Origin of the sequence: Kitasatospora acidiphila (assembly GCF_006636205.1) — a bacterium.
GTDB classification, from domain to species: domain Bacteria; phylum Actinomycetota; class Actinomycetes; order Streptomycetales; family Streptomycetaceae; genus Kitasatospora; species Kitasatospora acidiphila.
In genome coordinates, this window is record NZ_VIGB01000003.1 from 5,318,293 (window position 1) to 5,331,010 (window position 12,718).

A 12,718-nucleotide genomic window follows, 5' to 3' on the forward strand; every position below is an offset into this window, starting at 1 on the left:
CGATCGGTTATCGGTTTGGGATGATCTCCGACATGTCCGGATCCCATCGTGCAGCCGGCCGACGCCGAACCAGCGCCCCCTCGGGGGCCGACCAGGCGGGCGCGGCCCCCGGACCGCGGGCGCGGGCCGGCGGGCACCGGCGCAAGCCGAAGCGTCGCAGCCGGGCCCTGCCGGGCACCGCGGTGGTGCTGGCGGCGGCCGCCGCGGGCTGGTTCGTGCTGGGGCCGGGCGGCGCGTTCGCCGCGCACGGCCGTCCGACCGCGCTGCCGCACGCCGCGCCCCAGCAGCCGGGGCCGGGGCAGTCCGCGGCCGGGCCGACCGCGGCCGCCTCGCCCGACCCGCACACCGAGACCCCGGCGGCGGACCGCTCGGACCGCGCGGACGGCACCTTCGCGGCCATCCCCGGTCTGGGGCCGACCTTCGCCGCCAAGATCCCGGCCGAGGCCAGCCAGGTGGTGCTGGCCTCCGGCGCCGACAAGAACTCCTCGGCCACCACCGTGACGCTGTGGAGCCGCACCCCGGACGGCCGCTGGCGCCCGGGGGCGAGCTGGCCCGCGCACAACGGCGACCAGGGCTGGAGCACCGACAAGCGCAACGGCGACCTGCGCAGCCCGATCGGCGTCTTCACCCTCAGCGACGCGGGCGGCCTCAAGTCGGACCCGGGCAGCAAACTGCCCTACCACCAGGACAGCGACTTCGTGGCGGGCGGCACCGGCTTCAACGGCGAGTCGCTGGCCGGCGCGTTCGACTACGTGGTGGCGATCGACTACAACCGGGTCACCGGCAGCTCCCCGCTGGACCCGCGCGAGCCGCTGGGCACCGCCAGGGGCGGCGGCGTCTGGCTGCACGTCGACCACGGCGGCCCGACCCACGCCTGCGTCTCGATCGCCGAGGACCACATGGCCGAGCTGGTGCGGACCCTCGACCCGGCGGCCCACCCCGTGATCGTGATGGGGGACACGGCCTCGCTCGCGACCTGAGGAACCGGATGGCCCAGGCACGGCAAGGGGTGTTGTGCGCCCTCTACAGCCCTGGCCACCGGAACTTGTCACTGGAGCTGACCGGCTGACGCGTCAGTAACCGGGTTGAGTGGGATCATGACCGGTTCCCGCATCGTCGCGCTTGGCCACTACCAGCCTCCCAAGGTCGTCACCAACGACGACCTGGCCGCGGTGCTGGACACCAACGACGAGTGGATCCGCAGCCGGGTCGGGATCCGGCAGCGGCACATCGCCCAGGACGAGACCCTGGTCGACCTGGCCACCGAGGCCGCGCAGAAGGCGCTGGCCGCCAGCGGGCTGACGCCCGCCGAGATCGACCTGGTGGTGGTCGCCACCTGCACCGCCTTCGAGCGCAGCCCCAACACCGCCTGCGCGGTCGCGGCCCGGCTGGGCATCAGCACGCCGGCCGCCTACGACATCAACACGGTCTGCTCCGGCTTCTCCTACGCGCTGGCCACCGCCGACCACGCGATCCGGGCCGGCGCGGCCACGCGGGCGCTGGTGATCGGCGCCGAGAAGATGAGCGACACCATCGACTGGACCGACCGCTCCACCGCGGTGATCTTCGCCGACGGCGCGGGCGCGGCGGTGGTCGAGGCCCAGCCGGAGGGGGCGGAGCCGGGCATCGGCCCGGTGCTGTGGGGCTCGGAGCCGGAGAAGAGCGACGCGGTGACCATCACCGGCTGGCAGCCGGTGATCGCCCAGCAGGGGCAGGCGGTGTTCCGGTGGGCCACCACGAAGATCGCGCCACTGGCCCGGCAGGCCTGCGAGCGGGCCGGGATCGAGCCGAGCGAACTCAAGGGCTTCGTGGCCCACCAGGCCAATCTGCGGATCATCGACGCGATCGCCAACAAGCTGGGGGTCACCGGTGCGGTGATCGCCCGCGACGTGGTCGACTCCGGCAACACCTCGGCGGCCTCGATCCCGCTGGCGTTCAGCAAGCTGGTGGAGCGCGGCGAGCTGACCACCGGCGACCCGGTGCTGCTCTTCGGCTTCGGCGGCGGCCTCGCCTACGCCGGCCAGGTGGTGCGCTGCCCCTGACCGGGGCGCGGACAACGCGACGGCGGTGCGCGGCCCCGTCAGGGCCTCGCACCGCCGTCGTCTGCCGGCGCGCTGCGGTACGTCGGCGAACCTCCCCCGAGGACACGGCCGCCGCCCGACGTTCCACCGGACAGGAGGCCGGGGCCACGCGCGAGCACGATGTTCAGTTGGTACTGCTCGGTTCCGTTCGGATGATGGGCCGGACTACCGGGGCGCCTTCTTGCCGGTGATGCCCAGGTAGACCAGCGGGGCGAGGGTTGGCTTGAGGTCCTTGACCTTGACGCCCCAGGAGGTGAAGGCCTTCTGGTGCTCGGCCGCCGAAGCGAGCAGCGAGATCAGGGACCCGGCCACGGCCGCGGCGTCCTGCGCCTTGTCGGCCTGGCCCTTGGCCTGGAGTTCCTTGATGGCATCCGCGAGCGGCTTGGCGACCGAGTTGAGGACGGTCATGCGGATCTTGAAGAACCGCTTGTCCCCTTCGGCGGCACCGAGCGTGACCACTCGCAGAATGGCATCGTTCTTGCGCCAGAAGGCGAGGAATCCGTCCACCAGTTCTTCGGAGGTGGTGGCGCCGGACTTTCCTGCCCAGGACTTTCCGTCGATGAGCTCTTTGAGCTCGACGCTGTCCTTGGCCATTTCCTCGGCGATCTCGAGGACGGCGCCCTCGACATCCGGGAAGTACTGGTAGAAGGTCGCGGGGGAGGTACCCGCCATACGGGCGACGTCGATGACCTTGACGTCCCGGTACGGCGACGTGCTGAGCATCTCGCGGAGGCAGTCGAGCAGCTTCTGCCGCGTCTCCTGTCCGCGTCGCCCGGCGACGCGACCGTCGACGGTGCGAACTTGTCCTGTCATGCCGTCAGCTTACCGCGCACCGATCATGGCGCGATTCGGTGATGCGACTATTAGTCCGCCCGGGGGGTGGTAATCAGGTAGGTGATAGGGATATTCGAAGCCCCCCGTGTGCTGATGGCGGCACAGAGTGACGGCGTGTGGGCTGAAGGGGACTCGGGTTGCTCTGAGTAGCGCGGCACATGAATGCGGTGACGCCGGAAAGCCCGTCAGATCCGGCCGGGTGCCATCGAGCTGACGAGGTGGCCGGAACGCGACGGCGGTACGCGACACGGCGGGGCCGCAGCGGTGGGGGGAGATTGGCTCAGACGGCGGGGGCATTGGAGAATCGGTCCGGCCCCCACTGGGGGCACCTCCCGGCCGAAGGCCGGGGGAGGGTGGCGCGGCGGACGGGGAGGTGGCAGCCGGGTGGACCAGCTGACGGCGCAGGATCCGAGACGGATCGGGCCCTTCGAGGTGCTCGGGCGGCTCGGCGCCGGCGGGATGGGGCTGGTGTATTTGGCACGGTCCGCCTCCGGCCGCCGGGTGGCGATCAAGACGGTGCGCGGCGAACTGGCCGAGGACGAGCTCTTCCGCGTCCGGTTCGCCCGGGAGATCGCGGCGGCCAAGACGGTCGGCGGTTTCTACACCGCGGCCGTGGTGGACGCCGACGCGGACGCCCGGGTGCCCTGGCTCGCCACCGCCTACGTGCCGGCCCCCTCGATGGAGGACCTGGTCGAGGAGTGCGGGCCGCTGCCGGTCGACGCGGTGCGCTGGCTGGTCGCCGGCATCGCGGAGGCGCTGCAGTCCATCCACGCCGCCGGCCTGGTGCACCGCGACCTCAAGCCGTCCAACGTGCTGGTGGTGGAGGACGGCCCGCGGGTGATCGACTTCGGCATCGCCGCCGGCGTCTCGACCAGTCGCCTGACCATGACCAATGTGGCGGTCGGCACGCCCGCCTACATGTCGCCGGAGCAGGCCAAGGACAGCCGCAGCGTGACCGGCGCCAGCGACGTGTTCTCGCTCGGCTCGCTGCTGGTCTTCTGCGCCACCGGGCATCCGCCGTTCCGCGGTGGCAACCCGGTGGAGACCGTCTTCAAGCTGCTGCGCGAGGAGCCCGACCTGACCGGGCTGCCGGCCGAGCTGGCCGACCTGGTGCAGGCCTGCATGCGGCCGGCTCCCGAGCACCGGCCGACGCCCGCGCAGATCCAGGCCGAGCTGGCGCCGCACCTGTTCTCCCGGGACGGCGCGGGGGAGGAGGGCGGCGACTGGCTGCCGCCCAGCGCGCTGGAGCTGATCGAGCGTCGCCGGCGGCCCGCCGCCCGGCCTGCCCCCCAACCGCCGGCACCGCCCGCGCCGCCGACTCCGGCGCCCGAGGCCCCGCTGCCGCCGGTGCCGAGCGCCCCGCCGGTGGTGCCCGCGCCCTACCTGGCCAACACCCCGCCGAACGGCGCGCACGCCGGACCGCGGGCGGCCGAGAGCCTGTGGGGCGCGCCGGCGCAACCGTCCCGGGCGCAGACGCTGGACCCGCGGACCGGCACGCACGGCACGGCCGGGCCGGACGGCGAGCCGGTCACCGCCAAGCTGGGCGCCCGGCGGCACCGGCGCGACCCGGTCCAGGAGATCCAGCTGTCCGGCGGTCCGGTGCGGATAGGACCCGGCCCGCAGGCGCACACCGACGCCGGGCAGGCCGGTGCCCCGATCGGCACCGACTGGGTCCGCCGGGCGTCGGGGGCGACCGACGGCGGCTCGGCGCCGGCCGAACCGGCGCCGGAGCCGGCCGGCGGGCGCTGGCGGCCCTGGCGGTTCCGGATGTCCAACGACGTCTGGGGCACCCCGCTGGTGGCCGGCGGCATCCTGTTCATCTCCAGCTTCGAGGTGCACGCGCTGGACATCGCCACCGGGCGGCGCCGCTACAAGACCCGCGACGTGGCCTGGGCGGTCGCGGTGGACGCCGGGCGGCTGCACGCGGCCGACGGCCCGCACCTCTACACGGTGGACGTGGCCGACGGCGCCGAGCGCTGGCGGAGCTCGCTGGACGGCTGGGTCTACTCGCTGGACGCCGCCGACGGCGTGCTGCTCTGCGGGCTGCGCGGCGGCGGGGTGCAGGCGCGCTCCAGCGCCAACGGCGCCGAGCTGTGGCGGGCCGAGGACGCGCAGCAGGACTACGAGAACCCGCAGTCCGGCCCGGCGCTGGTCGGCGGCGCGGCCTACTACTACGGCGGCGGCCGACTGCGCTGCGTGGACGCCCGCGGCGGGCTGCCGCGCTGGAGCTTCCCGGTCGGCGAGGACGTGCCCTCGCGCCCCGCGGTGCGCGGCGGCCAGGTGCTGGTGACCGCCGGCTCCGCGGTGTACGCGCTGGACGCGGCCGGCGGGGCGCAGCGCTGGCGGTTCGACGCCCCGGTGGTGCTGTTCACGCCGCCGGTGCTGGACGACGGCCCGTCACCCGCCGTCTACGTCGCCGACTACCTGGGCACCCTCTACGCGCTGGACGCGGCGACCGGCCGGGTGCGCTGGCAGGCGCGCACCGCCAGCCGGCAGGGGGCCGAGCCGGTGGTGCTGGCCGGGCGGACCGCGCTGATCGCCAGCGGGGACACCCTCTACGCCTTCGACACCGCGGACGGGCGGGAGCTGTGGCGCTACTCGGCGCGCGGCGAGGTGGTCGGCGCGCCCGCGGTGGCCGACGGCCTGGTGCACCTGGGCAGCCGGGACCACTCGCTGCACACCGTGGACCTGGCGACCGGCCGGCTGCGCTGGGAGCTGGGCACCAAGGGCGAGCTGACGGGTTCTCCGGTGGCCGCGCTGGGCCGGGTCTTCGTGAGCAGCAAGGACCGCTGCGTCTACGCGCTGGACGCGGTCTACGGGACGGCCGTTCCGGAGCAGCGGTAAGGCCATTCGGGGCGGTGGCCGGCCGGGAGGGCGGCGTGCCCTGCCAAGGAATCGGACATATCGGTGAAATGCTGACAAAGCCTGGCTTCGGCCGGGCCAGCACGCCGTATGTCCGGAACCGGAGGCAGTCCAGGTGCAGCCCACGAAGGATCCCACCCGACCGAGCCCGTCCGGCCCCCGTCCCACCGGCCCCAGGACCGCGCTGTCCGCGGCCATGCTGGCCCTCGGTGCCGTGCTGGCGCTCGGCGGCTGCACCAGCTCCAGCAAGTCCTCGTCCTCCACGGCCAGCACCGCCATCCCGACCGGCGGCTCCTCACCGGCGCCCACCGCCAGCAACCAGCTGCAGGCCGACTACGAGCAGGTGATCGCCCAGGTGCTGCCCTCGGTGGTGCAGATCACCACCGCCTCCGGGCTGGGCTCCGGGATCATCTACGACAGCAAGGGCGACATCGTCACCAACGCCCATGTGGTGGGCAGCGCCAGCAGCTTCCAGGTGAGCCTGGCCAACAGCACCAGCCTGCTGGACGCCACCCTGGTCGGCAGTTACCCCGACGACGACCTCGCGGTGATCAAGCTCAGCAGCCCGCCGAGCGGCCTGAAGCCCGCCGTCTTCGGGGACAGCGGCAAGGTCCAGCTCGGCCAGATCACCCTCGCCATGGGCAGCCCGCTGGGCCTGTCCAGCAGCGTCACCGAGGGCATCGTCTCCGGGACCGGACGGACCGTCACCGAGCCCAAGACCACCGACTCGCCCGGCGCGACCATCGGCAACATGGTGCAGACCTCGGCCGCGATCAACCCCGGCAACAGCGGCGGCGCCCTGGTGAACCTCTCCAGCCAGGTGATCGGCATCAACACGCTGGCCGCGGTGGACCAGCAGCTGAACGGCAGCGCGGCCCCCGGGATCGGCTTCGCGATCCCCAGCGCCACCATCACCAGCATCGCCGACCAGCTGATCGCGAACGGCAAGGTGACCAACTCCGGCCGGGCCGCACTGGGCATCAGTGCTCGCACCTACTACACCAACGAGTTCAAGCCGGCCGGCGTGCTGGTGGTCAGCGCCGCCTCGGGCGGGCCGGCCGCCGACGCCGGCATGCAGCCCGGCGACGTGATCACCAAGGTCGGCAGCACCCAGATCACCGACCTGAGCGACCTGACCACCGCGCTGGCCTCGCTGACGCCGGGCGCCAACGTCACCGTCACCTACACCCGGAACGGCCAGACGATGACCGCGAACGTCACCCTGGGGACGCTCGGTTCCTGAGCCCCCGTCGGAGCAGGTCCGGCGGCGTACCGCGCAAGGGCGGCCGCCGGACCGCGGTACGCCGGGTCAGCGGGCGGCGCGCGCCGCCCGAGTGCGCCAGGGCAGCTCCACGGTCACCGTGGTGGGGCCGCCCGCCGGGCTCTCCACCAGGAAGACCCCGTCCACCGAGCCGACCCGCTCGGCCAGGCCGGCCAGCCCGCCGCCCGGTCGCGGATCGGCCCCGCCCCGGCCGTCGTCGCTGACCTGGAGCATCAGCCGGTCCGCCGAGCGCCACACGTCCACCGCGGCGTGCCGGGCGGCGGCGTGCTTGGAGGTGTTGGTGAGCAACTCGCTGACGGTGAAGTACGCGATCCCCTCGACCGCCGAGTCCGGGCGCTCGGGGCTGCCGTCCGGGCCGGACAGGTCGACGTTGACCCGCACCCCGCCGGGCACCGTGCAGCGGGCCGCCACCGAGGAGAGCGCCGCGTCCAGGCCGCGGTCGGTGAGCACCGCCGGATGGATGCCGCGGGCCAGATCGCGCAACTCCTGCAGGGCCAGCTTCACCTCGCCGTGGGCGGAGCCGACCATCTGCGCGGCCGAGGCCTGCTCCGGCGACAGCTCGGTGTCCAGCAGCTTCTCCTTGGCCAGGCCCAGGTCCATGGCCAGCGCCACCAGGCGGGCCTGGGCGCCGTCGTGCAGGTCCCGCTCGATCCGGCGCAGGTCGGCGGCGGCGGTGTCGACCACCGCGCCGCGGTCCTCCTCCAGCTCGCGCACCCGCACCGTCAGCTCGCTGGGCGCCAGCAGCAGCTCCACCAGCACCCGGTGCGCCACCGCCAGATAGCGCACGGCGAACGGCAGCAGCGGGAAGCACGCCACCAGCAGCACCAGCGTGACGGTGAAGCTGATGATCCCCCAGGGCAGCATCAGCAGGCAGTAGAGCGCCGAGCGCCAGCTCAGGCCGTCGGCCAGCGCGGCGATCACCCGGCCCGCGGTGCCCGGGCGGGACGGCGGCCGCAGCGGCTCCGGCTCCTCGACCCGGGCGCCGAGCGCGACCCGGGCCCGGCGGCGGGCCACGGCGCCGAGCCCGCGGCAGCCGCGCAGGCCCACCGCGAGGATCGGCAGCCCGATGACGGTGACGCTCAGCGAGGTGCCGACCGAGAAGGTGACCACGGTGAACAGGAAGCCGGCGATGCCGAAGGGCAGGCCGAGCAGGTGGTGGCGGGCCTCGCGCCACATCTGCGCACCGTAGAGCGGTCTGGCCATCGTCTGCCGTCCATTCGTTCGTATGGCTGGGACAGCCAAGCTTGGCGGGTCGCGGCGGCCCGGCGCACGGGGGTCGGCGCCCGAAGTTGTGGGGGGTTAACCCCACCGCGGCGGACTTGACGGGACATGGAGATCGTCTTGCGGATCGTCTCGCAGGTCGGGCAGGGTGCCGGGGGGCCATGGCAGTGGCCATAGACTCACGTCATACCGAAGGTTATGGATCAGGTAAAAACCGCTGGAGGCGTACGCATGGAGGGGCCACGGGCCGCCGCCCTCGCGGCCGACCCCACGCTGGGGAGCGGGTACTTCGACGCCTATGCGGCGATCGGCCTGCTCGCGGTGGTCGGAGTGCTCTTCGTGGCGGTCGCGTTCAGCGCCAACCGGCTGCTGCGCCCGGTGATCTACTCGCCGGAGAAGCTGCTCACCTACGAGTGCGGGGTGGACCCGGTCGGCGAGGGCTGGGCGCACACCCAGATCCGGTACTACATCTATGCCTTCCTCTATGTGATCTTCGCGGTGGACGCGATCTACCTGTTCCCGTGGGCGACGGTGTTCGCCGCCGCGGGCTACGGCGCGGGGACGCTGGTGGAGATGTTCGTCTTCCTCGGCTTCCTCGCGGTGGGGCTGCTCTACGCCTGGAAGAAGGGCGTTCTGGAATGGACGTGACCCACACCCACAGCCACAGCCACGGCTCGGCGGACGGCCTGGTGCCGCTCGGACTGCCGGACCCGGCCCGGCCCGGCCCGGGGGCGCTGGAGCAGCGCCGACTCGGCCCGCTGGCCCGGCTCGCCCCGGACCCGGTCAAGATGGTGCTCAATTGGGGGCGCCGCTACAGCCTCTGGGTCTTCAACTTCGGCCTGGCCTGCTGCGCGATCGAGTTCATCGCCGCCTCGATGGCCAAGCACGACTTCATCCGGATGGGTGTGATCCCGTTCGCCCCGGGCCCCCGGCAGGCCGATCTGATGATCGTCTCCGGGACCGTGACGGACAAGATGGCGCCCGCCGTCAAGCGGCTCTACGAGCAGATGCCGGAGCCCAAGTACGTCATCTCGTTCGGAGCCTGCTCCAACTCGGGCGGGCCGTACTGGGACTCCTACTCGGTCACCAAGGGCGTCGACCAGATCATCCCGGTCGACGTCTACGTGCCCGGCTGCCCGCCGCGGCCCGAGGCGCTGCTGCAGGGCATCCTCAAGCTGCAGGAGAAGATCGCCGAGGAGTCGCTGGCCGAGCGCTACACCGGGCCCTCGACCGGCGCGCTGCGCCGCCCGCTGCTGCCCGGCCCCGGGGGTGCGCAGTGACCGCCGCACTGGATCCGGAGCGGACCGCCGCCGTCGTCGGCCCGTGGGCGACGGCCGCCGAGGCATATGAGCTGCTCACCGTGGACGTGCCCGCCGAGCACTGGATCGAGGCGCTGACCGCGGCCCGGGACGGCTTGGAGTTGGCCTTCTTCGACTGGCTGAGCGCGGTGGACGAGCTGGCCGAGGGCTTCTCGGTCAGCGCCCACCTGGCCGCCGTGGGCGAGCCCGGGACGGTGCGGCACCTGCTGCTGCGCACCCGGGTGCCGCGCGACGGCGCCGCGCTGCCGACCGCCGTCGGGGTCTACGCCGGGGCCGGCTGGCACGAGCGCGAGACCACCGAGATGTTCGGCATCGAGTTCACCGGGCACCCGCACCCGGTGCCGCTGCTGCTGCCGGACGGCTTCGAGGGCCACCCGCTGCGCAAGGAGTTCGTGCTGGCGGCCCGGGTCGCCAAGGCCTGGCCGGGCGCCAAGGAGCCCGGCGAGAGCGATCACGGGGACGGGCCCGCGCGGCGCAAGATGCAGCCGGCCGGGGTGCCCGACCCGAACGAGTGGGGTCCGCTCAAGGGCACCCTGCCGCCGGTCGCCGAGCGCCCGGCGCGGGCGGCTCGCGGGCCGCGCGCGGCAGCGGGGGCGGCGGCCGGGGCGGCAGCCGGCGCCGAGGGCACCCGCCCGGTGCGGGCGGACCGGCCGCGGCGCAACCGCAGCATCACCGACGGCTCGGCCAGCCAGGCCGCACCCGCCGACAAGCCCGCCGACAAGCCCGCCGAGGCGCCCGGCACCGAGGCACCCGGGACCGAGGCGCCCAAGGTGGCCCGGACGCAGAGCGCGGACGCCCCGTGGCACTCCCCGGTGCCCGCCTACGACGAGCCCTCGACACCGGCCAAGCCCGAGAAGTCGGCGGAGCCGACGTCCGATGCGCCGGCTGCCGAACCCGAGAAGCCCGAGAAGCCCGAGGACACCCAGGCCCCCGAGGACAACCAGAACGGAGACAGCGCGTGAACCTGCTCGACACGCTGCTGCGCTGCGTCGCGGTGCTGGTGGTCTTCATGACCCTCCCGCTGGTGATCGGCCAGACCGAGCACAAGGTGATGGCCCACATGCAGGGCCGGCTCGGCCCGATGTACGCGGGCGGCTTCCACGGCTGGGCCCAGCTGGTGGCCGACGGCGTGAAGTTCGCGCAGAAGGAGGACGTGGTCCCGGCCGGCGCCGACCGCCGCGTCTTCCAGCTGGCCCCCGCGGTCGCGCTGCTGCCCTACCTGGTGGTGCTGCTGGCCGTCCCGGTCGGTCCGCACGGCTTCGTCGGGCAGGCGGTCGACGCCGGCATCTTCTTCGTGCTCGCCGTGATGGGCATCGGCGTGCTCGGCTCGCTGATGGCCGGCTGGGCCTCGGCCAACAAGTTCTCGCTGCTCGGCGGTCTGCGCACGGCCGCCCAGCTGATGTCGTACGAGCTGCCGATGCTGCTGGCCGCCGCCTCGGTGGCGATGGCGGCCGGCACCGTCTCGCTCACCGGCATCCTGGGCGCCTTCCACTGGTGGTGGGTGCCGTGGCAGGCGATCGGCGCCTTCGTCTTCTTCACCGCGGGCCTCGCCGAGCTGCAGCGGCCGCCGTTCGACATGCCGGTGGCCGACTCCGAGATCATCTTCGGCGCGTACACCGAGTACACCGGCATCCGCTTCGCGTTCTTCCTGCTCTCCGAGTACGGCGGCATTCTGGTGCTCAGCGCGCTGACCGCGGTGCTCTTCCTCGGCGGCTGGCACGGCCCGCTGCCGGACAGCCTCGGCTGGCTGTGGACGCTGCTGAAGACCTTCGCGCTCGCCTTCGTGGTGATCTGGGCCCGGGTCACCTTCCCGCGGCTGCGCGAGGACCAGCTGATGCGGTTCGCCTGGACCGTGCTGATCCCGCTCGCGCTCCTCCAGCTCGCCCTGACCGGCATCATCAAGGTGGCGATCTCCTAGTGAACCTCCCCGGCTCCGGCCTGGCCAAGGGCCTCGCCGTCACCCTGCGCACCATGACCCGCAAGTCCGTCACCGCGCAGTACCCGGACGCCCAGCCGCTGCTGCCGCCGCGCAGCCGCGGGGTGATCGGGCTGCTGGAGGAGAACTGCACGGTCTGCATGCTCTGCGCCCGGGAGTGCCCGGACTGGTGCATCTACATCGACTCGCACAAGGAGACCCTCCCGGCGGCCGACCCGAACGCCCGGGCCCGCACCCGCAACGTGCTGGACCGGTTCGCCATCGACTTCTCGCTCTGCATGTACTGCGGGATCTGCATCGAGGTCTGCCCGTTCGACGCGCTCTTCTGGTCCCCGGAGTTCGAGTACGCCGAGACCGACATCCTGGAGCTGACCCACGAGCGCGACAAGCTGCGCGAGTGGATGTGGACGGTGCCGCCCCCGCCGGCCCTCGACCCCGCGGCCGAGGACCCCAAGGAGATCACCGCAGCCCGCAAGGCGGCGGAGAAGGCGGCCGCCGCGGCCGGTGATGCGTCATGACCCCGCTGCTGACCGACCGGGTGCTGGCCGCCTCCGGCTCGCTGGCCCCCGCCACCCGGGGCTTCCTCTCCCCGACCGGGGTGGAGATCGTCTTCGTGCTGGTCGGCCTCGCCGTGCTGGGCGCCGCCCTGCTCACCGTGACCACCAAGCAGCTGGTGCACGCCGCGCTCTGGCTGGTGGTCGCCCTCGGCGGCCTGGCGGTGGAGTTCCTGCTGCTCACCGCCGAGTTCGTGGCCTGGGTGCAGGTGCTGATCTACCTGGGCTCGGTGGTGGTGCTGGTGCTCTTCGGACTGATGCTCACCAAGGCCCCGATCGGCCGCTCGCCGGACGCCGACTCGGGCAACCGCTGGGTCGCGCTCGGGGTCGGCCTCGCCACCGCGGCCACCCTGGTGACCCTGGTGGTGGACGCCTTCCGGACCTCCTGGATCGACCTCGGCAGCGGCGGCGGCTCGACCGCGGCCGTCGGCGCCAGCCTGTTCCGCTACTGGGTGCTGCCCTTCGAGGCGCTCTCGGTGCTGCTGCTGGCCGCGCTGGTCGGCGCCGTCGTGATCTCCCGCACCGGCAACGGCGGCGCCGCCAAGCCCCGGGCCGGGAAGCTGCGCAGCCCCCAGCTCTCGACCCGGCCGACGCCCCGGCCCTCGACGCGGCAGGAGAGCTGATCGCCG

12 protein-coding genes are annotated in these 12,718 nt (G+C 73.4%); 10 read left to right on the plus strand and 2 right to left on the minus strand.

Going from position 1 to position 12,718, the window contains the following annotated elements:
* The first annotated feature begins 32 nt into the window (after window positions 1–32).
* Window positions 33–980: a hypothetical protein gene (locus tag E6W39_RS25295; protein ID WP_141635489.1), complete on the plus strand. Its 948-nt coding sequence runs from the start codon at window positions 33–35 to the stop codon at window positions 978–980.
* Window positions 981–1,097: 117 nt separating this feature from the next.
* Window positions 1,098–2,042 (plus strand): beta-ketoacyl-ACP synthase III, encoded by a 945-nt coding sequence (locus tag E6W39_RS25300; protein WP_141635490.1) that lies wholly within the window; start codon window positions 1,098–1,100, stop codon window positions 2,040–2,042.
* Window positions 2,043–2,246: 204 nt separating this feature from the next.
* Here E6W39_RS25300 and E6W39_RS25305 read toward each other — a convergent pair whose 3' ends face one another.
* A complete protein-coding gene (locus E6W39_RS25305; protein WP_101381329.1) occupies window positions 2,247–2,894 on the minus strand; it encodes a TetR family transcriptional regulator in 648 nt (215 codons plus the stop codon).
* Between the two features lie 405 nt (window positions 2,895–3,299).
* Between E6W39_RS25305 and E6W39_RS25310 the strand changes: the two genes are divergently transcribed.
* Together E6W39_RS25310 and E6W39_RS25315 are read left to right on the plus strand one after the other, a co-directional pair.
* The gene (locus E6W39_RS25310) at window positions 3,300–5,759 is read left to right on the plus strand and encodes a serine/threonine-protein kinase (RefSeq protein WP_141635491.1); all 2,460 of its coding nucleotides are present in this window, start codon (window positions 3,300–3,302) and stop codon (window positions 5,757–5,759) included.
* Between the two features lie 214 nt (window positions 5,760–5,973).
* The gene (locus tag E6W39_RS25315; RefSeq protein ID WP_141637944.1) at window positions 5,974–7,020 is read left to right on the plus strand and encodes a S1C family serine protease; all 1,047 of its coding nucleotides are present in this window, start codon (window positions 5,974–5,976) and stop codon (window positions 7,018–7,020) included.
* Window positions 7,021–7,086: 66 nt separating this feature from the next.
* Here the strand turns inward: E6W39_RS25315 and E6W39_RS25320 are convergent, their stop codons facing one another.
* Entirely contained in the window at window positions 7,087–8,262 is a 1,176-nt protein-coding gene (locus E6W39_RS25320; protein ID WP_141635492.1) for a sensor histidine kinase, read from the minus strand.
* A 249-nt stretch (window positions 8,263–8,511) separates the two neighbouring features.
* Between E6W39_RS25320 and E6W39_RS25325 the strand changes: the two genes are divergently transcribed.
* Genes E6W39_RS25325 through E6W39_RS25350 form a run of 6 tightly spaced genes read left to right on the plus strand, consistent with a single transcriptional unit; the run spans window position 8,512 to window position 12,712 of the window.
* Window positions 8,512–8,928 (plus strand): NADH-quinone oxidoreductase subunit A, encoded by a 417-nt coding sequence (locus E6W39_RS25325; RefSeq protein WP_141635493.1) that lies wholly within the window; start codon window positions 8,512–8,514, stop codon window positions 8,926–8,928.
* On the plus strand, window positions 8,919–9,560 hold the full coding sequence (locus E6W39_RS25330; RefSeq protein WP_141635494.1) for an NADH-quinone oxidoreductase subunit B: 642 nt from the start codon (window positions 8,919–8,921) through the stop codon (window positions 9,558–9,560). The genes E6W39_RS25325 and E6W39_RS25330 overlap by 10 nt, the downstream gene beginning before the upstream one ends.
* On the plus strand, window positions 9,557–10,561 hold the full coding sequence (locus E6W39_RS25335; protein ID WP_141635495.1) for an NADH-quinone oxidoreductase subunit C: 1,005 nt from the start codon (window positions 9,557–9,559) through the stop codon (window positions 10,559–10,561). The genes E6W39_RS25330 and E6W39_RS25335 overlap by 4 nt, the downstream gene beginning before the upstream one ends.
* Window positions 10,562–10,608: 47 nt before the next feature.
* The gene (locus tag E6W39_RS25340; protein WP_267286771.1) at window positions 10,609–11,517 is read left to right on the plus strand and encodes a complex I subunit 1/NuoH family protein; all 909 of its coding nucleotides are present in this window, start codon (window positions 10,609–10,611) and stop codon (window positions 11,515–11,517) included.
* A gap of 53 nt (window positions 11,518–11,570) precedes the next feature.
* Window positions 11,571–12,053, plus strand: a complete 483-nt coding sequence (locus tag E6W39_RS25345) for a 4Fe-4S binding protein (RefSeq protein WP_101385133.1) — start codon at window positions 11,571–11,573, stop codon at window positions 12,051–12,053.
* Complete coding sequence (locus E6W39_RS25350; protein WP_141635496.1) at window positions 12,050–12,712, plus strand: NADH-quinone oxidoreductase subunit J family protein; 663 nt, start codon at window positions 12,050–12,052, stop codon at window positions 12,710–12,712. The genes E6W39_RS25345 and E6W39_RS25350 overlap by 4 nt, the downstream gene beginning before the upstream one ends.
* Window positions 12,713–12,718 lie beyond the last annotated feature (6 nt).

Bases quoted from the DNA above. Each gene is read 5' to 3' on its own strand.
- E6W39_RS25300 (WP_141635490.1), top strand. From the start codon at position 1,098: ATGACCGGTTCCCGCATCGTCGCGCTTGGCCACTACCAGCCTCCCAAG.
- E6W39_RS25305 (WP_101381329.1), bottom strand. From the start codon at position 2,894: ATGACAGGACAAGTTCGCACCGTCGACGGTCGCGTCGCCGGGCGACGC.
- E6W39_RS25350 (WP_141635496.1), top strand. From the start codon at position 12,050: ATGACCCCGCTGCTGACCGACCGGGTGCTGGCCGCCTCCGGCTCGCTG.
- E6W39_RS25330 (WP_141635494.1), top strand. From the start codon at position 8,919: ATGGACGTGACCCACACCCACAGCCACAGCCACGGCTCGGCGGACGGC.
- E6W39_RS25315 (WP_141637944.1), top strand. From the start codon at position 5,974: ATGCTGGCCCTCGGTGCCGTGCTGGCGCTCGGCGGCTGCACCAGCTCC.
- E6W39_RS25295 (WP_141635489.1), top strand. From the start codon at position 33: ATGTCCGGATCCCATCGTGCAGCCGGCCGACGCCGAACCAGCGCCCCC.
- E6W39_RS25345 (WP_101385133.1), top strand. From the start codon at position 11,571: ATGACCCGCAAGTCCGTCACCGCGCAGTACCCGGACGCCCAGCCGCTG.
- E6W39_RS25320 (WP_141635492.1), bottom strand. From the start codon at position 8,262: ATGGCCAGACCGCTCTACGGTGCGCAGATGTGGCGCGAGGCCCGCCAC.
- E6W39_RS25325 (WP_141635493.1), top strand. From the start codon at position 8,512: ATGGAGGGGCCACGGGCCGCCGCCCTCGCGGCCGACCCCACGCTGGGG.
- E6W39_RS25340 (WP_267286771.1), top strand. From the start codon at position 10,609: ATGACCCTCCCGCTGGTGATCGGCCAGACCGAGCACAAGGTGATGGCC.